23 protein-coding genes and 1 tRNA gene are annotated in these 20,682 nt (G+C 69.6%); 9 read left to right on the top strand and 15 right to left on the bottom strand.

Features of this window, described 5'->3' with window-relative positions; genetic code table 11:
- Nucleotides 1-17: 17 nt before the first annotated feature.
- The 4 genes from B4A39_RS00225 to hemC form a co-directional block, all read right to left on the bottom strand.
- The gene (locus B4A39_RS00225) at nucleotides 18-2,366 is read right to left on the bottom strand and encodes a glycoside hydrolase family 95 protein (protein ID WP_292031994.1); all 2,349 of its coding nucleotides are present in this window, start codon (nucleotides 2,364-2,366) and stop codon (nucleotides 18-20) included.
- Nucleotides 2,367-2,494: 128 nt separating this feature from the next.
- Nucleotides 2,495-2,570, bottom strand: a tRNA-Thr gene (locus tag B4A39_RS00220).
- Between the two features lie 50 nt (nucleotides 2,571-2,620).
- Nucleotides 2,621-3,316 (bottom strand): uroporphyrinogen-III synthase, encoded by a 696-nt coding sequence (locus B4A39_RS00215; protein ID WP_292031993.1) that lies wholly within the window; start codon nucleotides 3,314-3,316, stop codon nucleotides 2,621-2,623.
- Nucleotides 3,317-3,319: 3 nt separating this feature from the next.
- Nucleotides 3,320-4,270: a hydroxymethylbilane synthase gene (gene hemC / locus B4A39_RS00210; protein WP_292031991.1), complete on the bottom strand. Its 951-nt coding sequence runs from the start codon at nucleotides 4,268-4,270 to the stop codon at nucleotides 3,320-3,322.
- A gap of 50 nt (nucleotides 4,271-4,320) precedes the next feature.
- Here hemC and tsaD point away from each other — a divergent pair, with 50 nt between their 5' ends.
- Genes tsaD through B4A39_RS00195 form a run of 3 tightly spaced genes read left to right on the top strand, consistent with a single transcriptional unit; the run spans nucleotide 4,321 to nucleotide 6,976 of the window.
- A complete protein-coding gene (gene tsaD / locus B4A39_RS00205; protein ID WP_292031988.1) occupies nucleotides 4,321-5,550 on the top strand; it encodes a tRNA (adenosine(37)-N6)-threonylcarbamoyltransferase complex transferase subunit TsaD in 1,230 nt (409 codons plus the stop codon).
- 41 nt (nucleotides 5,551-5,591) lie between these two features.
- The gene (locus B4A39_RS00200) at nucleotides 5,592-6,590 is read left to right on the top strand and encodes an NAD(P)H-dependent glycerol-3-phosphate dehydrogenase (RefSeq protein WP_292031985.1); all 999 of its coding nucleotides are present in this window, start codon (nucleotides 5,592-5,594) and stop codon (nucleotides 6,588-6,590) included.
- Nucleotides 6,590-6,976: a Rieske (2Fe-2S) protein gene (locus B4A39_RS00195; RefSeq protein WP_292031983.1), complete on the top strand. Its 387-nt coding sequence runs from the start codon at nucleotides 6,590-6,592 to the stop codon at nucleotides 6,974-6,976. The genes B4A39_RS00200 and B4A39_RS00195 overlap by 1 nt, the downstream gene beginning before the upstream one ends.
- Nucleotides 6,977-6,982: 6 nt before the next feature.
- Here B4A39_RS00195 and B4A39_RS00190 read toward each other — a convergent pair whose 3' ends face one another.
- The 7 genes from B4A39_RS00190 to B4A39_RS00160 form a co-directional block, all read right to left on the bottom strand.
- Nucleotides 6,983-7,144, bottom strand: coding sequence for a hypothetical protein (locus B4A39_RS00190; protein ID WP_292031981.1), 162 nt, complete (start codon nucleotides 7,142-7,144; stop codon nucleotides 6,983-6,985).
- A gap of 83 nt (nucleotides 7,145-7,227) precedes the next feature.
- Nucleotides 7,228-7,689: a phasin family protein gene (locus B4A39_RS00185; protein WP_292031978.1), complete on the bottom strand. Its 462-nt coding sequence runs from the start codon at nucleotides 7,687-7,689 to the stop codon at nucleotides 7,228-7,230.
- Nucleotides 7,690-7,743: 54 nt separating this feature from the next.
- Nucleotides 7,744-8,505, bottom strand: coding sequence for a creatininase family protein (locus tag B4A39_RS00180; RefSeq protein WP_292031975.1), 762 nt, complete (start codon nucleotides 8,503-8,505; stop codon nucleotides 7,744-7,746).
- A gap of 66 nt (nucleotides 8,506-8,571) precedes the next feature.
- Nucleotides 8,572-9,171, bottom strand: coding sequence for a TetR/AcrR family transcriptional regulator (locus tag B4A39_RS00175; protein WP_292031974.1), 600 nt, complete (start codon nucleotides 9,169-9,171; stop codon nucleotides 8,572-8,574).
- The gene (locus B4A39_RS00170; RefSeq protein ID WP_292031972.1) at nucleotides 9,171-10,766 is read right to left on the bottom strand and encodes a DHA2 family efflux MFS transporter permease subunit; all 1,596 of its coding nucleotides are present in this window, start codon (nucleotides 10,764-10,766) and stop codon (nucleotides 9,171-9,173) included. Before B4A39_RS00170 ends, B4A39_RS00175 begins: the two co-directional genes overlap by 1 nt.
- Nucleotides 10,763-11,875: an HlyD family secretion protein gene (locus B4A39_RS00165; RefSeq protein WP_292031970.1), complete on the bottom strand. Its 1,113-nt coding sequence runs from the start codon at nucleotides 11,873-11,875 to the stop codon at nucleotides 10,763-10,765. Before B4A39_RS00165 ends, B4A39_RS00170 begins: the two co-directional genes overlap by 4 nt.
- Nucleotides 11,876-11,984: 109 nt before the next feature.
- Nucleotides 11,985-13,382: an amidohydrolase family protein gene (locus tag B4A39_RS00160; protein WP_292031967.1), complete on the bottom strand. Its 1,398-nt coding sequence runs from the start codon at nucleotides 13,380-13,382 to the stop codon at nucleotides 11,985-11,987.
- Nucleotides 13,383-13,485: 103 nt separating this feature from the next.
- Between B4A39_RS00160 and nth the strand changes: the two genes are divergently transcribed.
- Nucleotides 13,486-14,241, top strand: a complete 756-nt coding sequence (gene nth / locus B4A39_RS00155; RefSeq protein WP_292031964.1) for an endonuclease III — start codon at nucleotides 13,486-13,488, stop codon at nucleotides 14,239-14,241.
- Here nth and B4A39_RS00150 read toward each other — a convergent pair.
- Entirely contained in the window at nucleotides 14,238-15,128 is an 891-nt protein-coding gene (locus tag B4A39_RS00150; protein ID WP_292031963.1) for an ATP-grasp domain-containing protein, read from the bottom strand. The genes nth and B4A39_RS00150 overlap by 4 nt on opposite strands.
- Nucleotides 15,129-15,225: 97 nt before the next feature.
- On the opposite strand from B4A39_RS00150, the gene B4A39_RS00145 reads away from it, so the two are divergent.
- The 5 genes from B4A39_RS00145 (at nucleotide 15,226) to B4A39_RS00125 (ending at nucleotide 18,068) form a co-directional block, all read left to right on the top strand.
- Nucleotides 15,226-16,251, top strand: coding sequence for an adenosine kinase (locus B4A39_RS00145; protein WP_292031960.1), 1,026 nt, complete (start codon nucleotides 15,226-15,228; stop codon nucleotides 16,249-16,251).
- 66 nt (nucleotides 16,252-16,317) lie between these two features.
- On the top strand, nucleotides 16,318-17,037 hold the full coding sequence (locus tag B4A39_RS00140) for a heme ABC transporter permease (RefSeq protein ID WP_292031957.1): 720 nt from the start codon (nucleotides 16,318-16,320) through the stop codon (nucleotides 17,035-17,037).
- Between the two features lie 10 nt (nucleotides 17,038-17,047).
- Nucleotides 17,048-17,200 carry a heme exporter protein CcmD gene (gene ccmD / locus B4A39_RS00135; RefSeq protein ID WP_292031953.1) on the top strand — a complete coding sequence of 51 codons (153 nt, stop codon included), beginning with the start codon at nucleotides 17,048-17,050 and terminating at the stop codon, nucleotides 17,198-17,200.
- Nucleotides 17,197-17,757, top strand: a complete 561-nt coding sequence (locus B4A39_RS00130; RefSeq protein WP_292031951.1) for a DsbE family thiol:disulfide interchange protein — start codon at nucleotides 17,197-17,199, stop codon at nucleotides 17,755-17,757. The genes ccmD and B4A39_RS00130 overlap by 4 nt, the downstream gene beginning before the upstream one ends.
- Nucleotides 17,758-17,828: 71 nt before the next feature.
- On the top strand, nucleotides 17,829-18,068 hold the full coding sequence (locus B4A39_RS00125; protein WP_292031948.1) for a hypothetical protein: 240 nt from the start codon (nucleotides 17,829-17,831) through the stop codon (nucleotides 18,066-18,068).
- On the opposite strand, the gene B4A39_RS00120 is transcribed toward B4A39_RS00125, so the two are convergent.
- The 3 genes from B4A39_RS00120 to ftsY all read right to left on the bottom strand — a co-directional run bounded on the left by B4A39_RS00120 (nucleotide 18,065) and on the right by ftsY (nucleotide 20,496).
- Entirely contained in the window at nucleotides 18,065-18,712 is a 648-nt protein-coding gene (locus B4A39_RS00120; RefSeq protein ID WP_292031945.1) for a MarR family winged helix-turn-helix transcriptional regulator, read from the bottom strand. The genes B4A39_RS00125 and B4A39_RS00120 overlap by 4 nt on opposite strands.
- A 198-nt stretch (nucleotides 18,713-18,910) precedes the next feature.
- Entirely contained in the window at nucleotides 18,911-19,555 is a 645-nt protein-coding gene (locus B4A39_RS00115) for an inner membrane-spanning protein YciB (protein WP_292031943.1), read from the bottom strand.
- Between the two features lie 5 nt (nucleotides 19,556-19,560).
- Nucleotides 19,561-20,496: a signal recognition particle-docking protein FtsY gene (gene ftsY, locus B4A39_RS00110; RefSeq protein WP_292031941.1), complete on the bottom strand. Its 936-nt coding sequence runs from the start codon at nucleotides 20,494-20,496 to the stop codon at nucleotides 19,561-19,563.
- Between the last annotated feature and the right edge of the window lie 186 nt (nucleotides 20,497-20,682).

The following is a 20,682-nucleotide window of genomic DNA, read 5'->3' as shown; positions in this document are numbered from 1 at the left end:
AGTGCGCTGTCGTCTCGTCAGGCGAAGTCCAGGCGCGCCTCTCCGCTCGACGGGATCTTCACCGTGCGGACGACGTCGGCGTGTCGGACGCGTGTTTCGCCGCCCGGAGGGCCGCGCAGCACCATCTGGGTCGGCCGCCCGTCGGCCCACTCGACATCCAGGCCGAAGCCGCCGCGCGCCCGGACGCCGCGCAGCCAGCCTTTGGGCCAGGCGGAAGGCAGGGCGGGCAGGATCTCGATCTCGCCCGGCCGCGACTGGACGATCATTTCGGCCATGCCGTTGGTTCCGCCGAAATTGCCGTCGATCTGGAAGGGCGGGTGGGCGTCGAACAGGTTGGGATAGGTTCGCTCCGGCCCCAGCAGGAGCTTGAGCACGCGGTGGGTCCGGTCCCCGTCGCCCAGACGCGCCCACAGGTTGATGCGCCAGCCGATGGCCCATCCGGTGGACAGGTCGCCGCGCTGTTCCAGCGACGTCTGCGCGGCCCGCGCCAGAGCGGGCGTGTCCCGCGTCGAAATCTGCCAGCTGGGGAAGAGGGCGTAGAGGTGCGAGACGTGACGATGGTGCGGCTCGGGCGCCTCCATGTCCCAGTCCGCCAGCCACTCCTGAAGCTGGCCGGCCTTGCCGATGCGGTCGGCGGGCAGGCGGGCGCGGGCCGCCAGCACTTCGCGGCGGAAGCCGGCGTCCCGGCGCAGAATCTGCGAGGCCTCGGCGACATGGGCGAAGAGGTCGCGCAGGATCTGGCTGTCCATGGCGGGGCCGGCGCAGACCGCGGCGCCGAAGGGGTGCAGGTTTTCCGGCGACAGGGAAGGACAGGTGACCAGGCCCGAGCCGTCCGGATGCTCGACCAGGGTGTCGAGGAAGAACTGGGCCGCCCCCTTCATCACCGGATAGACCTCGGCCAGATAGGTCTTGTCGCGGCCATAGTCATAGTGGTCCCACAGGTGTTCGCACAGCCAGGCGCCGCCCATGGGCCACAGGCCGAAGCGCGCCCCGTCGATGGGGGCGGTGGCGCGCCACAGGTCGGTGTTGTGGTGGCAGACCCAGCCGCGCGCGCCGTAGTTGACGCGGGCGGTGACCGCTCCGGTCTCGGCCATCTGCTTGACCATGGCGATCAGGGGCTCGACGCACTCCTGCATGGCCAGGGGTTCGGCGGGCCAGTAGTTCATTTCGGTGTTGATGTTGATCGTGTACTTCGAGCCCCACGGCGGGCTGGTCTTGTCGTTCCACAAGCCCTGGAGATTGGCCGGTTGGGTTCCGGGGCGGGAACAGGACAGCAGCAGGTAGCGGCCGTACTGGAAGTAGAGCGCGGCCAGGGCCGGGTCGTCGAGGCTGGCCGAACTGGCGACCCGCTGGTCGGTCGGTCTTTGCGCCGCCTCGGTGGCTCCGACGGCGAAGTCGACGCGCCGGAACAGGGGCTGGTAGTCCGCCAGATGGCGCGCCTTCAGCCGTTCGAAATCCGCATCCAGGGCCGCCAGGGTCGCCAGGGTCCGGGCGCGGGGATCGCCGCTGACGTCCCTGGGGCCCACATGGCTGGTGGCCATGGCGATCAGGATCAGGGCTTCGTCGGCCCCTTCGACGCCCAGGGCGCCGTCCTTCGTGATCACGCGCCCGCCGCGCGGCAGGATGCGAACCCGGGTTTCGAACCTGAGGGCGGCGGGGATGTCGAACTGGGAGCCGTTGCGGCCGGTCAGGATCAGGTCCCCGTCCTGGACCGCCGCGTCGCCCGCCTGCGGCGTCTCAAACCCGGCGTCGAACCTCAGCGCGCCCGGTCGGTCGGCGGTCAGCCGCACGACGATGACGTCGTCCGGACGGGAGGCGAAGACCTCGCGACGATAGCCGACGCCGTTCAGGCGGTATTCGGTCGTGGCGACGGCCTGATCCAGATCCAGCTCGCGCCGGTAGCCGGTCGCGCCGGAGCGCACGCCGAAGCTCAGCAGCAGGTCGCCGATGGTCTGATAGCTCATCTGCCGGATCGGCCGGGCCATCATACGCGCCTGGGCCAGATCTTGCGCCTCCAGATAGCGGCCCTCGAAGATCAGGCGTCGCACCTCCGGCAGGGCGGCCAGCGCGTCGGGGCTGGAGGGGTCGTAGGGGCCGCCGGCCCACAGGGTGTCCTCGTTCAACTGCAGCCGCTCGCGCGCCACCCCGCCGAAGACCATGGTGCCCAGCCGGCCGTTGCCGACCGGCAGCGCCTCGACCCAGGCCTCGGCCGGGGCGCGATACCAGAGCCTGGGCTCGGCCGCGTCGGCGGTGCGCGGCAGGGGAACGACGGTCGGCTGCTGGGCAAGGGCGATCGGCGCAGCGCCGGCGAAGGCCGCCGTCGCGCCCGCGCCCATCAGAAGTCGCCGCCTGTTGAAGCCCGCCATGCCGCCCTCGCTCGCTCAAACCAATTAATAGTATGATACGATAATGATGGCGCCTACAATGCGGACGCCGCGAGACACGTGCGCCCGCGGGCCACGCTCAATCTGGATTCATGTCGCTCGGAAGGAAGTGGTGCCGCTTAGGTGACTCGAACACCTGACCCCATCATTACGAATGATGTGCTCTACCGGCTGAGCTAAAGCGGCTCCGGTCGGCGGCTCGGACATATGTCAGTGAGCCGCGCGAGGTGGGGTCTTTATACGGGTCCGGCGGACTTGCCAAGCGCTGTCAGCATCGCCGGCTCGTCGGGCGTGTCGGCGACGCGGATTTCGGGGAAATCGAGGCCGGCCAGCGGTGCGGCGGCGGCGGTGGAAATGCAGACGGCGAGGCAGGGGACGGCCGCGCGCGGCCAGAGCGCCTCAGCCAGGGCCCGGGCCGCGCGGGGCGAGTGGACCAGCACGGCGTCGACATCGGCGGGCGCCGGAATGCGGGTTTCGTCGGCGGCGTAGACCGGCAGGCGGCGCACCTGACGGTCAGGCAGAAGGGCGGGCAGGTCGCCGGCGGGCTCGCGGGCGCCGGGGGCGAGGATCACGCCATCGACAGGTTTCGCAGCGATGAGGCGGGCGAGGGCGTGGATGTCGCCGGCGGCCGAATGCGTTTCCGCGAAGCCGGCGTCGCGGGCGGCCTCGGCGGTGGCGTCGCCGACGGCGAAGACCGGGCGGTCGCGCAAGGCGGGCGTCAGGGCGGCGAAGGCCGCCACGCCGTTGGGGCTGGTGAAGGCCAGGGCGGCGACCGTGGTCAGGTCCGGCGCGTGGCTCAGAGCCTCGGGCAGGGGGAGGAGCGTCAGAAGTGGCGCCGCGACCGGCGTGAAGCCAAGCGCCGTGAGCCGGGCGGCGGTGCGCGCGGCGCCGGGCTGGGCGCGGGTGATCCAGACGCGGCGGATCGGCCGCATGGTCTAGAGGTCGATCTTCTGATCGCCGGCGGCGTCGTGGACCTCGGCGCCGAGGCGCAGGCCGAGCGAGCGGGCGGCGTCGAGGGCGGTGGCGGCGGTCACGCCGGAGATCTCACCGGCGCGACGCCAGCGGGCCGAGCCGTCGGGGCTGAGCATTTCGGTGGTCAGTCGCAGGACGTCGCCCTCGATCAAGGCATGGGCGCCGATGGCGGTGCGGCACGAGCCCTCCAGCGCGGTCATGGCGCCGCGCTCGGCGGCGACGGCCAGGGCGGTCAGGTCGTGGTTGAGGGCGCGGGTCCAGTCGGCGTCGACGTCGTCCTGACGCGTCTGGATGGCCAGGGCGCCCTGGCCCGGGGCGGGCAGGAAGTCGTCCAGCGACAGGCGCTCGCGGATCACTTCGGACAGACCGAGGCGGTTCAGCCCCGAGCAGGCCAGCAGGATGGCGTCGAAGTCGCCGTCCTTGAGCCGCTTCAACCGGGTGTCGACATTGCCGCGCAGCATCTCGATCTGCAGGTCGGGCCGCAGGGCGAGGGCCTGGGCCTGACGCCGCAGCGAGGCGGTGCCGAGGCGGGCGCCGCGGGGGAGGTCGGCGAAGGTGGCGAAATGCGCGCTGATGAAGCCGTCGCGGGCGTCCTCGCGCTCGGGCACGGCGGCGATGGCCAGACCCTCGGGCTGTTCGGCGGGGACGTCCTTCATCGAGTGGATGGCGATATCGACGCGGCCGTCGAGCAGGGCCTCCTCGATCTCCTTGGTGAACAGGGCCTTGCCGCCGACTTCCAACAGGCGGCGGTCCTGGATCCGGTCGCCGGTGGTGACGATCTCGACCAGGGGGACCAGGGTTTCGATGTCGGCCTCGGCCACGCCCAGGGCGCGGCCGATGGCGCGCTGCATCATGCCGGACTGGGCCAGCGCCAGCTTGGAGCGGCGGGTGCCGATGCGAAGAAGCGGGGTCATGGGGTCGCGCAGCCGTTGCGAAAGGGGAACCGGGCCGCTACCTCGACCCGATGAACACTGGCGCGGACTATAGCAGCGGGACCACGGGGGCAACCAAGCCCCCCGCCGCCACGGGTGGGGCCGAAGGCCGCGTGCTGACGGTTCTGGGCCTGGAGACCAGCTGCGACGAGACGGCCGCCTCGGTGGTGCGCCTGTCGGGGGCGAGGGCCGAGGTCCTGTCCAGCGTCATTCACAGCCAGATCGACGATCACGCGGCCTATGGCGGAGTGGTGCCCGAAATCGCCGCCCGCAGCCATGTCGAGATGATCGACGGCGTGGCGCGCCGGGCCATGAGCGAGGCCGGGATCGACTACGCCGCCCTGGACGGGGTGGCGGCGACGGCCGGGCCGGGGCTGGTCGGCGGGGTCATGGTGGGCCTGTCCTACGGCAAGGCCGTGGCCCTGGCGCGCGGCCTGCCGCTGATCGCGGTCAATCACCTGGAGGGCCATGCGGTGTCGGCGCGGCTGGGCGCGGAGACGGCGTATCCCTTCTTGCTGCTGCTGGTGTCGGGCGGGCACTGTCAGTTGCTGGAGGTGCGCGGCATCGGCGACATGAGCCGGCTGGGCACCACCATCGACGACGCGGCGGGCGAGGCCTTTGACAAGATCGCCAAGGCCATGGGGCTGGGCTACCCCGGCGGGCCGGCGCTGGAGAAGCTGGCCGAGAAGGGCGACGGCTCGCGCTTTGACTTGCCGCGGGCGCTTCTGGGACGCAAGGACTGCGACTTCTCCTTCTCGGGTCTGAAGACGGCGGCCTCGCGGCTGGCCCAGACCTGCGACAGCGAGCAGGACAGGGCCGATCTGGCCGACGCGGTGCAGAAGGCGATCGCGCGCCAGCTGTCCGAACGGACCGAGCGGGCCATGGTCGCCTATGCCGAACAGCACCCGGAGCTTCAATCGGCGAAGGGCGCCCTCAAGCAGCCGAGCGCAGAGCGCGAGGCGGTAGAGCCCAAGAGCAAGTCTCTGCATTTCGTCGTCGCGGGGGGCGTCGCGGCCAACAAGACCATCCGGCGCACGCTGGAGGATCTGGCGACAAGGCATGGGTTCAGTTTCCTGGCGCCGCCCATGGTCTATTGCACCGACAACGCCGCCATGATCGCCCTGGCGGGGGCGGAAAGGCTGGAAAAAGGCCTGACGTCGGACATCGATGTGGCCGCCCGGCCGCGATGGCCACTGGACGAGGCGCGCGCGAACGCCGATCCTGTTCACAAGAAAACGGGCCGTAAGGGCGCGAAGGCCTGACGGCCCCGCCTCCGTGCGGTGGTCGGGGGACCGGAGAAGACATGGAATTTCATACGGCAGGCGTAATTGGCGGCGGCGCATGGGGCACGGCCCTGGCGCAGAGCGCGGCGGCGGCGGGCCTGGCGGTCGTCCTGCAGGCGCGCGAGCCCGAGGTGATCGAGAGCATCCGCACGCGGCGGGTCAACGACGCCTTCCTGCCGGGGATCGAGCTGGACTCGGCCATCAACGTCACCTCGGAACTGGGCGATCTGGCCGATTGCGATCTGATTCTGGCGGTGCCGCCGGCCCAGCACATGCGGGCGACGCTGACGGCCTTTGCACCCTACGCTCGGCCGGGCCTGCCCATCGTTCTGTGCGCCAAGGGCATCGAGCGCGGCTCGCTGAAGCTGATGACCGAGGTCCTGGGCGAGACCATTCCGTCGGCGACCCCCGCCGTCCTGTCCGGCCCCAGCTTCGCTGCAGAGGTGGCGCGCGGCCTGCCCAGCGCGGTGACCATCGCCTGCGAGGACGAAGCCATGGCGGTCGCCCTGGCCACGGCCCTGTCGGGGCCGGTCTTCCGCCCCTATCTGGCCGATGATCTGATCGGGGCCGAGACGGGCGGGGCGCTGAAGAACGTTCTGGCCATCGCCTGCGGCATCGTCGAGGGGCGCGAACTGGGCCGCAGCGCCCACGCCGCCGTCATCACCCGCGGCTTCGCCGAGATCGTCCGTGTGGCCCAGGCCATGGGCGGCAAGGCCGAGACCGTCTCCGGCCTGTGCGGTCTGGGCGATCTGGTCCTGACCTGCTCCAGCCCGCAGTCGCGCAACATGAGCCTGGGCCTGGCCCTGGGTCAGGGCATGAGCGTCGAACAGGCCCTGGCCGGCAAACGCTCGGTGGCGGAAGGCTATGAAAGCGCGCCGGCCGTGCGCGAGCTGACCCGCAAGCTGGGCGTCGAGACGCCGATCTGCGAGGCCGTCGCCGCCGTGCTGGCGGGCGAGACGACGGTGGACGCGGCCATCGAGCATCTGCTGACCCGGCCGCTCAAGCCCGAACGCGAATAGTGGCTGAACAAGCGGAAGCGGCGGCGGAAGAGCGCAAGCGTGTCTGGAAGACGCCGCCGAACGTGCCCCTGTGCGCCGAAGCCGACATCGCCGACCCCGGCTCGCGCGGGTTCGTGCTCCAGATCGGCGAGGCCTTCTTCCACGGCTTTGTGGTGAAGAAGGACGGCGAGATCGCCGGATGGGTCGACCGTTGTCCGCACGCGGGCTTCCCCATCGCCATGGAGCTGGATCGCTATCTGACGCCGGACGGCGCGCTGATCCTGTGCGGCTGGCACGGGGCGGTGTTCGAGCCGCTGTCGGGCGCCTGCGTCGGCGGCCCGTGCGCGGGCGGCAAGCTGACCCCCTGGCCGGTCGAGGCCAGGGGCGGGATCATCCGTACGGCCTGAGGACGGCTATTCCTTCGGGACGATCTTGGGGTCCTTGGTGAAGGCTTCATCCACCTCGTCCTCCGAGATCCGCTTGGACGGGTCACCGGGCTGGTTGAGGTTCTGCTCTTCGGTTCCGTCGCCCATCATGCCGGGATGGGGATCGGTCTTCTTGGGGTCGTCGGCCATGTCGGGCTCCTTGAGGGACACCCGCTAGCAACACGGTCCATGCGGCGGCGTTCCCTCTCGCCGCCGATCACCTTCTCTTGAAGTCAGGCCTTGAGGCGTTTGGCGTTGGCCACTGCGGCGGCGTGAATGGGCGACAGGGCCTTGGCCTGCATCTTCAAAACGGCCTCGCCCATGGTCCAACTGTCGGAGAGGGCGCGCGACCATAGCCCCATGCCCCAGGCGGCCTGCAGGGCCGCGGCGCCGGCCAGGCTGTCGGCTTTCGACAGACGAGACATGAGGGCCGAGGCCTCGGCGCCCTCTCGATCAGCGATGCGCCGGCCCTGATCGGCCAGATCCATCGCGCCTGAGGCGACGGCGCTGGCCGAAGCCGTCAGGGCCTCGACCTTTTCCGTCCCCATCCGCCCCAGTTCCGCATGGTCGGCGCGCAGGGGATTGGCCAGGGCCTCGCCCATGATCGTCAGGCGACGGGCGACGACCTTGGCCGAGGCCTCAGCCGTCTCCTGTCCGGCGCGGACGGTGCGGGCGGCGCGATCAATGGGGTTCATGCGGGGACCGTGAGCCTGTTCAACCGGTGTAGCAAGCAAAACAGGCCCGTTGCCTCAGGGCAGGACTTCGGCGGCGAAGGCCGAGACGTCCTGGATCAGCGCCGGGATCGAGGCGTCGATGATGCGCTGACCCTTATCCGGGCTGGCCTGGGCCGGGTCCGAACCGATACGGCCGTCGGGGAAGCGGGCGCGGTAGTCGAGCGCGTCGCGGATCGGCCCCATGGGAGCGATCTTCGGGCTGTAGTCGGCGATCTTGATGTGGTCGGGATAGGCGGCCTGGGTGACGGCGATCTCGGACGGGGTGGCGTGGGCGCCGTGGCCGACCGGGAAGATGTCCTCGCACAGCTTGTGCACGCCGGGCAGGTCCCACCAGTTGCGCAGCTTGAGCACGAACGGCGGCCGCTCTTCGACAAACGACCACTCGGCGTAGATCTCGGCGAAGGTCGCCTCGATGGTGGCGACGTTGCCGCCGTGACCGTTGAGGAAATAGATACGCTCGAAGCCGTGACGGGCCAGGGACGACACCCAGTCGGTGATGGCGGCCATGAAGGTCGAGGGGCGCAGGCTGATGGTGCCGGCGAAGGCCAGGTGATGCTGGGCCATGCCGATGTTGAAGGTGGGGGCGATGATCAGGCGCTCGTCGCCCTTTTCGGCGGCGTGGGCGATGATCTCGGGGCAGAGCCAGTCGGTGCCCAGAAGGCCGGTGGGGCCATGCTGCTCGTTTGAGCCGATCGGCACGACGACGGTCCTGGACAGGGCGGCGCCGTCCTTCAGGCGCGCGTCGATCTCGGGCCAGGACGACAGATGGATCAGCATGGGGGAACTCCGCAGGAACAGGGCGTGCCGGGGCTTTACGCCGATCCGGCGAAAGGGCCAAACCGGCTAGTCGGGCGCGAAGGCGCGGATGAACCGCCGCGCCGTTTCGCGGGCGCGGGCGGATGCATCGTCCGCTGGCGGATGGGGCAGACCCAGGACGGCGCGCAGGTGCCCGTGGCCGAGAACCATGCCGGCGAACATCTCGGCGGCGACGGCGGGATCGGGCACGGACAGCAGGCCCAGCCGGTCCTGTTCGCTCAACCAAGCGGCGATGCGGCGCACGCTCTCGCCCGGCCCGGCGTCATAGATGGCGCGGGCCAGTTCCGGCGCTTCGGGCGACATCAGGGCGACGCCGCGCAGGGAGGCGCCCTTGCCCTCGCGGCAGATCTTGCTGATCAGGGTCTCGGCGATGGCGGTCAGGACCTCCTCGGGCGCAGCTCCGGACCTCAAGGGGGCGGTGACGGCGTCCGAGCGCTGGGCCGCCAGGGCCCGGCCGATGTCGGTCTTGGTGGGAAAGCGGTTGTAGAGGGTCTGTTTCGAGACCCCCGCTCGACGCGCGATCTCGGTCATCGAGGCGCCCGCGCCCTTTTCCACGAACAGGTCGGAGGCGGCCTGAAGGATGGCGGCGCTCTTGAGTTCGTCGATCTGGCCGGGGGCGCGGGGCATCAGTGCATCTCGGACGGTTCGGCCGACGGGCTCGGCTTGCCGGGCTTGGACAGCAGGGTGACGAAGGCGGCGCAGGCGCAGGCCACCGCCAGAAGGGCGAAGGCGTCGCCGAAGGCCAGGGTCGTCGCCTGCTTTTGCAGCATGCCGTAGAAGGCCTTCATCGCCGAGGCCTGCGGGTCGATGGAGCCCGAGAAGCGCTGGGTCAGACCGGCGATCATGTTTCTGACGGCCACGTCCGACTGGCTGATGGTGCTGGTCAGCTCGACCATGTGCAGGGCGGAGTTCTGGGTCAGGGAGGTGTTGAGGATGGCCAGGCCGAAGGCGCCGCCGACGTTGCGCGACAGGTTCACCAGGCCGGAGGCGTTCTTGACCATGTGCGGCGGCAGGGTGGACATGGTCACCTGCTGCGAGGCGATCATGGCGATCATGACGCCGCAGCCGCGCACGGCCTGGACGCCGGCGAACTCCCAGAAGCCCCAGTCGCCGGTCACCAGACGCGCGTCCCACATGCCCCAGGCGCACAGGATGAAGCCGAGGAACATCAGGATGCGCGGGTCGAGCAGCCGCACTAGCCGGCCGGCGAAGGGGGCGGTGGCGAACATGGCCAGGCCCGAGACCACCATGGTGGTGCCGACCTCGGCCGCCGAATAGTCGCGCACCCGGCCGAGGAAGAGAGGCAGCAGGAAGGTGCCGCCGAACAGGGCCGCGCCGACGATGAAGGTCATGATGACGCCGACGACGAAGTTGCGGTTGGCGAAGGCGCGCAGCTCGACGATCGGATTGAAGTAGGTCAGCGAGCGCCAGATGAAGGCCGGACCGCAGATGCCGGCGACCAGACTGAGCAGCAGGATGTGGTCGTCGGCGAACCAGTCGTTCTTGGCCCCTTCCTCCAGCACGAATTGCAGGCTCATCAGGAAGGCGGCCATCAGGCCCAGACCCCACCAGTCGAAGCCCTTGGACAGGCTGGCGTCGCCCTTGTCGAAATGGGCGTAGCGGCCGACCAGGAAAAGGACGATCACGCCGGGGAAGATGTTGATGAAGAAGAGCCAGCGCCAGCTGAGCCACTCCGTCAGGTGACCGCCCAGGGTCGGGCCGACGGTGGGGGCCAGGGTGACGATCAGGCCCATGATGACGCTGGCGGTGACGCGCTTCTCGGGCGGGAAGGCGGTGAAGGCCACGGCGAAGACCGTCGGGATCATGGCCCCGCCGAGGAAGCCCTGCAGCGCGCGGAAGAAGATCATCATCTCGACCGACGACGATAGGCCGACGGCCACGCTCATGATCAGGAAGCCGATGCAGGAGGCGAGGAACAGCTTCTGCGTGCCCCACAGCCGCGACAGGTATCCCGACAGGGGGATCATCACGACCTCGGGGATCAGGTAGGCGGTCTGGATCCAGCTGATCTCGTCGGCCGAGGCGCCGACCCCGGCCTGGATCTGGGGCAGGGAGGCGGCGACGATCTGGATGTCCAGAATGGCCATGAACTGGCCGATCACCATGCCGGCGAAGCCGAGCAGCAGGACGGGCCAGTTGATGTCAGGTTTGGCCGGGGCCGCGCCTGCGGCCAGACCGTCCGCCGGGGCGGCCTCGGTCACCGGGCCGTGTCCAGCGAGGCGACGGCGACCTCGCCCAGATGGGCGTCGGCGAAGGCGGCGCCGCCCTGGCTCTTCAGGTCCACCTTGACCTCCACCGACAGGCCGGGACGCAGGGCGACGGGCTCGCCCGAGGCGCGGCGGTCGACGACGATGCGGACCGGGACGCGCTGGGTGATCTTGGTGAAGTTGCCGGTGGCGTTCTCGACCGGGATCAGGGCGAACTCGGAACCCGTGGCCGGAGCGAAGCTGTCGACGTGACCGACGATGGACTGGCCGGGGAAGGCGTCGGCCTTGATCTCGACCGACTGGCCCAGGCGCATGCGGCCGACCTGGGTCTCCTTGAAGTTGGCGACCACATAGGTGTCCTGCAGCGGCACGATGGACATCATCTGTCCGCCGGCCTGCACCACCTGGCCGACGCGGACGCCGCGCGCGCCGACGACCCCGGCGACCGGGGCGCGGATGACGGTGCGGTCCAGGGTCAATTGGGCCTGCTCGACCAGGGCCCTGGCCTGTTCGACGGCGGCGACGCTCTGGTTGCGGGTCGAGCCGAGGACGGCGGCGGTGCGCTGTTCGGCGGTCAGGGCGGCCTGGGCCTGGGCGACCGAGGCGCGGGCGGTTTCGGCGGTGGCGCGCTGGGTCTCGATGCGCTGCTGCGACACCCAGCCCTCGGCGGCCAGCTTGCCGTAGCGATCAACCTCGGCGCGGGCCAGACCGGCCTGGGCCTGGGCCTGGGTCACGGCGGCGGCGCGGGCGGCGATCGTGGCCTGTTCCTGCTCGGCGCGGGCGTCGACATTGGCCACGGCGGCGGTCAGGGCGGCCAGGTTGGCCTGGGCCTGGGCCAGGGCGGCGCGGGCGTCGGCGTCATCCAGACGGGCCAGGACCTGGCCGGCCTCGACGCGCTGGTTGTCCTTGACCAGGACCTCGATCACCGAGCCGCCGATGCGCGGGCTGACCAGAACCGTGTCAGCCTGGACGAAGGCGTTGTCGGTCGTCTCCCAGCGTTGCTTGCCCTGCCACCAGATCACGCCACCGACGATGAGGCCGATGACCACGACCCCACCCACGATCAGGGGCAGGCGTTTCTTCAGGGAGGCGGGGAGGGCCATGGGGGAGACAGCTCGCTTCGATTTCGGCGCGTAAAATGGACAGGACCGTCCAAAATACAAGAGCCGACCGCGCTTTTTTGTCGCAGGTGTAGTCCCGAGGCGGCTCCGTCTAGTCGACGGACGGGCGGAAAGCCGAGCGCTGGAAGGTCTCGCCGCGTTTCACTGTGAAGACCAGTTGCTTCAAATGGGCGACATCAACTGTCGGGTCAGCGGCGACAAATATGAAGTTGGCCAGCTTGCCGGCTTCGATGGTTCCCATGTCGTCGGTATGGTTCACCGTCCGGGCGGCGGTTCGCGTTGCGGCGGTCAGGACGTCGGCGGGGGTCATGCCGACCGCATTCTGCAGCAACTCCATCTCTTCGATCAGGGCGGGCCAGGGATCGCTGTCGGGGGTCTCGCCGTCGGTGCCTGCAGAGATGGCGACTCCGGCGCGGTAGGCCTGGCGCGTCAGGGCGAACGCCATGGGGCCGGAGCAGATGGGCTGGCGGGCGCCAGGCGTTGCAGCCCGGCGATCCTGTTCGGCATAGACCCGGACGGTGGCGTCCAGAACGATGTTCATGTCGCGCATCTGCTCCAGCAGGCCCTGAATCACGGGGTTGTCGCCGTTCAGGAAGGGCGCGCGGTTGATGGGGGTGCGGCTGGCGTAGCTGACGGGGCGATCGGCGGGGACTTGGGCCTGATGGGCCAGGATGCAGGCGTGAGACATGACGTCGGGACCCGCGCCGATCACCTCCTGCGGCGTGGCTGGATAGACCATGGCGTGGGTCCAGACCGGCACGCCCTGGCGATGGGCTTCGGCCGTGATCCGCGTCACCAGATCGGCGGGCAGGTCCGCGTAAATCTTGATGCCCGTCGCCGAGGTTCCGCGCGCCATGGCGACGGCCAACGGCAGGTCGGTTTCGGCGGTGATCGCCTGCATCCACGGCGTCTGACCGGCGATGACGCCTGCGCTGACGGCCTGGGTGCGGGGGTCCCTGAAGAAGCCTTCGCCCGCCATCAGGGCGGCGTAGTAGATGTCCGGCGACGGGACTTCTCCGACCCTGGCCTGGCGGGCCAGTTCGCCAACCGAGCGCAGGTCGTCGGCCATGCCGCGCACCGCGGTGACGCCGGAATAGAGCCAGCGCCGCATCTGCACGCGCGCCGCCTCTGCGTTCGGAGGGGTGGCGACATGAACATGGGTATCGATCAGCCCCGGCAGGACATAGAGGCCCGTGACATCGATCACTTCGGCGGCGGCAGGCAGGGTATCGCTGTCGGGCTGGATGGCCAGAATGCGCTCGCCTCGGGTGACGACGGTCAGGCCGGAGCGTGACGGCGCGCCGGTTCCGTCGAACAGCACCGCCCCGCGATAGGCGACGATCTTCGGCTCAGCGGGCGTGCCCGGATGCTGCGTCGGACCACCGTGCCAGGCGGCGAAGGGGTCATGAGCCGTCGCTGGGCTGGCGGCCACCGTCGCCGTCAGCGCCGCCAGAGCGGCGCTCGCCAGCCAGGTTCTGATGATCTTCATGTCTGCGTCTCCCCCGAGTACCGCCATCCCGTTTGGGTCATGGCAGGATGGAGAGCAAGCCGGAAGCCGTTGACGTCGCGCGCGGGGAAGGCGAAGCGGGGGCATGACCGTTCGCCCACGCGCCCCGTCCAAGGCTGTCCGCGCCGCTCTCAGCCCGCCGAAGGGCAAGCGGTCGCGCGCGCCGAAGAAGGCGCCGGTCGGGGCGGTGATCGGCTGGCCGCCGGACGAGGACCGGGTCGAGGAAATCTTCGTGCGGCTGTCGGGGATCATGCCCGACCCCAAGACCGAGCTGGACTTCGTCAATCCCTACACCCTGGTGGTGGCGGTCGCCCTGTCGGCCCAGGCGACCGACGTGGGGGTCAACAAGGCGACCAAGGCCCTGTTCGCCGTGGCCGACACGCCGCAGAAGATGCTGGCCCTGGGCGAGGAGGGGCTGATCCCGCTGATTTCCTCGATCGGCCTCTATCGCACCAAGGCGTGGAACGTCATCGCGGCGGCGCGGATGCTGGTCGAACAGCATGGCGGCGAGGTTCCGCTGAACCGCGCCGACCTTCAGGCCTTGCCGGGCGTGGGCCGCAAGACCGCCAGCGTGGTGCTGAACGAACTGGGCGTCGAGCCGGCCATTGCGGTGGACACCCATGTCTATCGTGTGTCGCATCGGCTGGGGCTGGCCAATGGGTCGACGCCGGACAAGGTCGAGGCCCAGCTGCACAAGGTGGTGCCCGAGGCCTGGCTGCCCAAGGCGCACCACTGGCTGATCCTGCACGGCCGCTACACCTGCCTGGCGCAGCGGCCCAAATGTCTGGCCTGCGTGATCGCGGACCTGTGCCCGTCGCGCTCGGCCTTCGTCGGGATCTAGAGGCCCAGCCGCTCGGCCACGGCCCGGCCGAAGCGGGCGTCGGCCTCGGGGGCGGAGCCGAGGTAGAAGTCGGGCTCGATCAGTTCAGCCTCCATCAGCAGCCACTGGCCCTCGGCGTCCGGCACCATGTCGATGCGGGCGTAGAGCAGGGGCTCGTCGATGGCCGCCAGGGTCCGTTCCGCGAGGGCGAGCGCGCCCCCCGGGGCCTGATCCAGCCGCTGGTACTGACCGCCATACTGGACCTGGATGCGGAACTCGTCGGCGTGGGCCGGGCGCTTGTTGATCACGTGGCTGAGTTCGCCGCCGAAGAAGAGCAAGGAGGTTTCGCCCGCCGTGCCGATGGTCGGCAGGAAGGGCTGGATCATGGCGCCGCCAACCGGGGCGTCCGCCAGCACCTGTTCCAATAGGTCGCCCGCCGCGACCTTGAGCGTGCGCCAGGCCCCGCCGGACACGGTCGGCTTGACGATCAGTTGCTCGGCGCCGGTGGCGGCGAAGGCGGCTTCGACCACGGCGGGGCTGGCGTGGTCGGTCCAGATGGTCGGGGGGATGGCGACCCCCTTTTCCGCCAGCCGGGCCAGATAGCGCTTGTCCGAATTCCAGCGCAGCACCTCGGCGGGATTGGCCAGGGGCGCGCCCGCTTCAACCCACGTCGCGCAGGCCTGCATCCAGGCGGCGTGGTCGCGGTGGTAGCCCCATACGATCAGCGGCAGGACCAGCGGAAAGTCCATCAGGCCGTGGGCGCTTTCCACGTAGTCGGTCCACGGCGTCGGTCGGGCCTTGATCCCGGCTGTGGCGAGCGCGGCCGACAGGCGGTCCAGCACGCCCGGCCATTGCCCGGCGTAGGACGGGTCGGCGGGATCGGGGGTCAGGACGGCGACTTCGGTCATGCGGCTACTCCTTGGACGCGACCTGCATAGGCTGTTTTCAATGGCGGCGAAAAGCCCGGCGCTGGCGTCCGTCGCGTTCGCCCGCTATGGGGCGTCCATGACCCAGAACGCCAACTCCACCGCCCGCTTCGACGTCTGCGCCGTCGGCAACGCCATCGTCGACGTGCTGAGCCCGTGCGCGCCGGCCTTCCTCGAGGCCCAAGGCCTGACGCCCGGCTCGATGCAACTGGTGGACGAGGCGCAGAGCGCGGCCCTTTACGACGCCATGGACGCCGGGGTCGAGGCCTCGGGCGGTTCGGCTGGCAACACCGTGGCGGGCGTCGGCTCGTTCGGCGGTCGCGCGGCCTATATCGGCAAGGTGGCCAGGGACACCCTGGGCGAGGTCTTCAGCCACGACATCCGCGCCTCGGGCGTCCACTTCGACACGCCGGTCCTGGAAGGCGGCGCGGGATCGGGCTTCGGCACCGGCCGCTGCCTGATCAATGTCACGCCCGACGCCCAGCGCACCATGTGCACCTTCCTGGGCGCCGCCAACCAACTGACCACGGCCGACATCGACGCCGAGCTGATCGGCGACAGCGAGATCGTCTATCTGGAAGGTTATCTGTTCGACCCCGCGCCGGCCCGCGCCGCCTTCGAGGCCGCCGCCGCCGCCGCCCACGCGGCGGGCCGCAAGGTCGCCATCACCCTGTCGGACAGCTTCGTCGTCCACCGCTGGCGCGCCGAACTGCTGGCCTTCATCGAGGCCTCGGCCGACATCGTCCTGGCCAATGAGGCGGAACTGCACGCCCTGTTCGAGACCGAGGACTTCGACCACGCCGCCGCCCACCTGGGCCGCATCGTCGAGGTCGCCGCCGTGACGCGCGGCGAAAAGGGCTCGGTCATCTACCGCGGCGACGAACGGGTCGAGATCGCCGCCTTCCCGGTCGACAAGGTGGTCGACACCACGGGCGCGGGCGACCAGTACGCCGCCGGCGTCCTGCTGGGTCTGGCGCGCGGCCTGTCGCTGGCCGAGGCCGGGGCCCTGGGTTCGCTGGCCGCCTCTGAAGTGATCGCCCACTGGGGACCGCGTCCGATGGTCAAGCTGGAGGCCCTGGCCGCCGAGCACGGGCTCAAGCTCTGATCGCGACCAGAGGTCACGCGCGGGGGGCGCTTGCCGTTCCCCGTCGCGCCGCGTAATCGGCGGACCATGTTCGGCCTCGCCAATCCCGACCGCTTCATGCGCTTCACCCGCCCGCTGACGCCGGTGCTGTGGGGGCTGGCCGCCGTCCTGCTGGCCGCAGGGACCTGGCTCAGCTTTACCGCGCCCGCCGACTATCAGCAGGGCGATACGGTGCGGATCATGTTCATCCATGTGCCCGCCGCGACCCTGGGCCTCGGCGCCTATGCGGCCCTGGGGGTCTCCAGCTTCTTCGCCCTGGTGTTCAGGCATCCCCTGGCCGACGCCGCCGCGCGCGCCGCCGCCCTGCCGGGCGCGGTGCTGACGGGTCTGGCCCTGATCACCGGCTCCCTGTGGGGCCAACCCATGTGGGGGACCTGGTGGGTGTGGGACGCGCGGCTGACCAGCGTGCTGGTGCTGTTCCTCTTCTACCTCGGCTACATGGCCCTGCGCGCCTCGATCGACGACGAGGCCAAGGCCGGACGCGCCGCGGCGGTCCTGGGTCTGGTCGGGCTGATCAACCTGCCGATCGTCAAGTTTTCGGTCGACTGGTGGAACACCCTGCATCAGCCGGCCTCGCTGCTGCGCGCGGGCGGGACCAGTCTGGACCCGGCCTATCTGACCCCCCTGCTGACCATGATGGCGGCCTACGGCCTGCTGTTCGGGGCGATCTGGCTGACCTCGATCCGCACCGAGGTGCGTCGTCGCCGCGTCCTGTCCCTTCGCGCCCGCGCCGCCCAAGAAGCCTGAGGAGCCGCCGATGCTGGATCTCGACATGAGCCCCTATGGCGTCTTTGTCTGGTCGTCCTGGGCGATCAGCGCGGCGGCGCTCGCCGTGCTGTCGCTGCGGGCCCTCATCGCCGCCCGACGCTGGAAACGCGAGCTGGCCCGTCTGGAAGAGGCGCGCAAATGAACCGCTGGTTCGCCCTGATCCCCATCGCGGCCCTGGTCGCGCTCGGCGTCTTCCTGATGGTTCAGCTGAACACCTTGTCCGGCGCGCCGGGCCAGGGTCGTGAATACAAGCCCGACGCCCTGGTCGGCCAGCCGATCCCGCAGACGGTCCTGCCGATCCTTCAAGGCGACGTCGAGACGGACCAGCGACTGGACCTGAAGACGGCCGGCGTCGGCAAGCCGATGATCGTCAACCTGTTCGCCAGCTGGTGCGCGCCATGCCGGCTGGAGCATCCGCAACTGCTGAAGCTGAAGGCGCAGGGCATCAACGTCGTCGGCGTGGCCTACAAGGACGAGCCCGTCGCCACGCGCGCCTTCCTCGACGAGCTGGGCGATCCCTACGCCCTGGTCCTGGTGGACCGCGAGGGGCGGGCGGGGCTGGATCTGGGCGTCTCGGGCGTGCCGGAGAGCTTTGCGGTCGACGCCTATGGGACGATCGTCGCCAAGTCGTCGGGGCCGGTTCTGACCGAGGCCGATCTGCAGAAGCTGGTCGATGCGCTGAAGGCGCCGGTTCGCTAGGGGCCGCCCGCGCGAAAGACGGTGAATCGCGCATTAACCATATCTAGACCCTTTGGGCGGATCGTCGGCCCATGTCCGCGATTCCTTCAGACCGTCCGGCTTTTCCTCCGCCCGCAGGCGGCGCGGCCCATGCGCTGAGAACCTCCCAGTCCGCCTTCTTCCGCGCGGCCATGGGCATGAGCGCGCCGGTCCCCGCTGCAACGCCGATCGAGACCCGCGCGGATACGCCGGTGCGCTCGGTCCAGGCGCAGGAAAGCCCGTCGCCCACGCGTTATCAGCGGCCGGGATCGCTGCTGGATATCCGGGTCTAGGCCTTCGCCGCTTCCTTGAGCGGGATGATGACGGCTTCGATCGCGCCGGCGTCAGCCGCCGGTTCGACGGCCTTCTTCTTCTTTTTCGGCTTGCCGCCATCTAGCGCCTTCTTCGCGGCCTTCTCGGCCTTGCGCGCGTCCTTGGCCGCCTTCTTGGCCGCCTTGGCTTCGGCCCGGGCCTGCTCTGGGGCGGCGTCGGCGGCGTCGGTCAGGCTGGTCAGCAGGTCGATGAAGCCCTCGCGCCGGGCCTTGGGCAACAGGGCCAGAATGCGTTTGTCGGCGGCCTCGACGCGGGGGCGGGCGGCGTCCAGCGCGGTCTGGCCGGCTTCGGACAGGCGCACGGCCTTGGCGCGGGCGTCCAGCGCCGAGCGTTCGCGTTCCAGAAGGCCCTTGGCGGTCATGCGGGCGACCAGGTCGGCCAGGGTCGAGCGGTCGATGCCGGTGGCCTTGACGAGATCGGTCTGGGTCAGGCCCGAACGGACCGAAACCGCCTCCAGCACCGCGAACTGACGCTGGGTCAGGCCGTCCGGACCGGCCTCTTCGGCGTAGATGTCGAGCGAGAGTTGCAACACCCGGTGCATCAGGTGGCTGGGCGATTCCGCCAGTCCGCCCCTGATCTTCGCCTGCTTGCCTGACTTGACCATCGTCCTCGATCCTCGTTCCGGCCGCGTTGAAAGGGCCGGACATGGTGCGACAGCTAACAGTCGCGCTTTACGCTTTGACGACGGAAATCCTGACGGTTTGAAGACATTTGTTCTGGGCCTACCGCGCTTCGCGCTACTTGAGGCCCTGTTTGAAGGCGTGGACCCCAAGCATCAGGTCGTCAGAGCCCGGACGGTTCCCTAGAGCCCCGTGTCGGGCGAGATGGGACCGGGCTCTTCGTCCTTGATCATGTTCTTCATGATCAGCGGCACCTGGCACAGGCCGAAGACGGAGGCGGCGATCCACAGCACGCCGCGGAAGGCGGTCCAGACCCCGTTGGGGTCGGGCGTTCCCAGGTTCAGCATCGACCAGATGGCGGTCACCGCCGTCGGGCTGCGGAAGACCTCGTTGGCGATGGCGACCGCCAGGAAGTAGAGGCCATAGCGGAAGGTCAGCTTGCGCCAGGCCTCGTCCGTCACCTTGATGGCCGAGCCGAGCAGGGCCTTGAACGGCGACTTCTTCAGCGGGATCGAACCCAGCAGGACGGCGGCCAGCAGGCCGTTCTGCACCGTCAGCTTCAGCTTCACGAACAGGTCGTCGTCGGTGAGGATGGTCAGGGCGCCGAAGACCAGGGCGAAGCCGCCGGTGATCAGGGGCATGGGCGCCAGGCGCCGCTCGATGATGAAGCCGACGGCCAGGGCGATCATCGAGGCGATGACCAAGACCCAGGTGGCCTTGATCATGTCGCGGGTGATGAAATAGGCGGCCATGAAGGCGATCAGGGCGCCGAAATCGACGGCCTGACGGATCCACTGCGGGCGTTTGGTTTCGACGGCTTCACTCATACGCTTCAGTCCTCAAGCCCGACCAGTGATCGGGAAAACGCGCGCGCGTCGAAGGGTTGCAGGTCGTCGACGCCTTCGCCGACGCCGATCAGCTTGATCGGGGCGTCCGAAGCCTGGGCCACGGGAACCAGGACCCCGCCGCGCGCGGTGCCGTCCAGCTTGGTCATCACGACGCCTGACACGTAGGCCGTGCGGCCGAAGATCTTTTCCTGTTCCAAGGCGTTGCGGCCCACGGTGGCGTCCAGCACCAGCAGGGTCTCGTGCGGGGCGTCGGCGTCGACCTTCTTGAGCACGCGGACGATCTTCAACAGCTCGTCCATCAGGGCGGACTTGTTCTGCAGGCGCCCGGCGGTGTCGATCAGGACCACGTCGTAGCCCTCGGCTTTCGCCTTGGTGTAGGCGTCGAAGGCCAGGCCGGCGGCGTCGGCTCCGTCGCGACGGCTTTCGAAATCGGCGCCGGCGCGTTCGGCCCAGACCTTCAGCTGTTCGCGGGCGGCGGCGCGGAAGGTGTCGCCGGCGACGATCATCACCCTGGCGCCCCGGGCCGTGAGGTCAGAAGCGATCTTGCCCAGGGTCGTGGTCTTGCCCGAGCCGTTCACGCCGACGAACAGGACGACATAGGGCTTGGGTCCGTTGAGGGGATCAAAGGACGCCTGACGCGGCAGCAGCTCGGCGGCCACGGCCTCGGCCAGAGCCTCCTTGATCTCGCGCTCGTCGGAGCTCTTGCCGAAGCGCAGCTCGCGGAAGCGTTCGACGATGCGGGCCGAGGCGGCGGGCCCCAGATCGCTCTCAATCAGGTGTTCTTCCAGATGCTCCAGCGCCTCTTCGGACAGGGGCTCCTTCACGAAGGTGGAGACGACCTGTTCGGTCATCTGCTTGGAAGACCGGGACAGACCCGCGCTCAGTCGCTGGAACCAGCCTTTTTTGGGCGTATCGCTCATGCTGCGAGCCTTAGCCGACAGCGGTTCGCAGGTCACGCGCGATCCTTTGTCCCGTTCGTCCCTGCAAAGGCGGGGAGCCGGTGCTTTGGCTTCGGGTCGCAACCCTATATTGACCAGCAAGGCCTTAGGGTTTGTGCCTGTGGCTCTCACTGGTTCCCGGCGTCCGCCGGGAAGAGCGGAAAGATT

Source organism: Brevundimonas sp. UBA4553, from assembly GCF_002387245.1.
Taxonomy (GTDB): domain Bacteria; phylum Pseudomonadota; class Alphaproteobacteria; order Caulobacterales; family Caulobacteraceae; genus Brevundimonas.
Note: the sequence above shows the minus strand (reverse complement) of the source record. Positions and strands in the feature narration are given on the sequence as shown.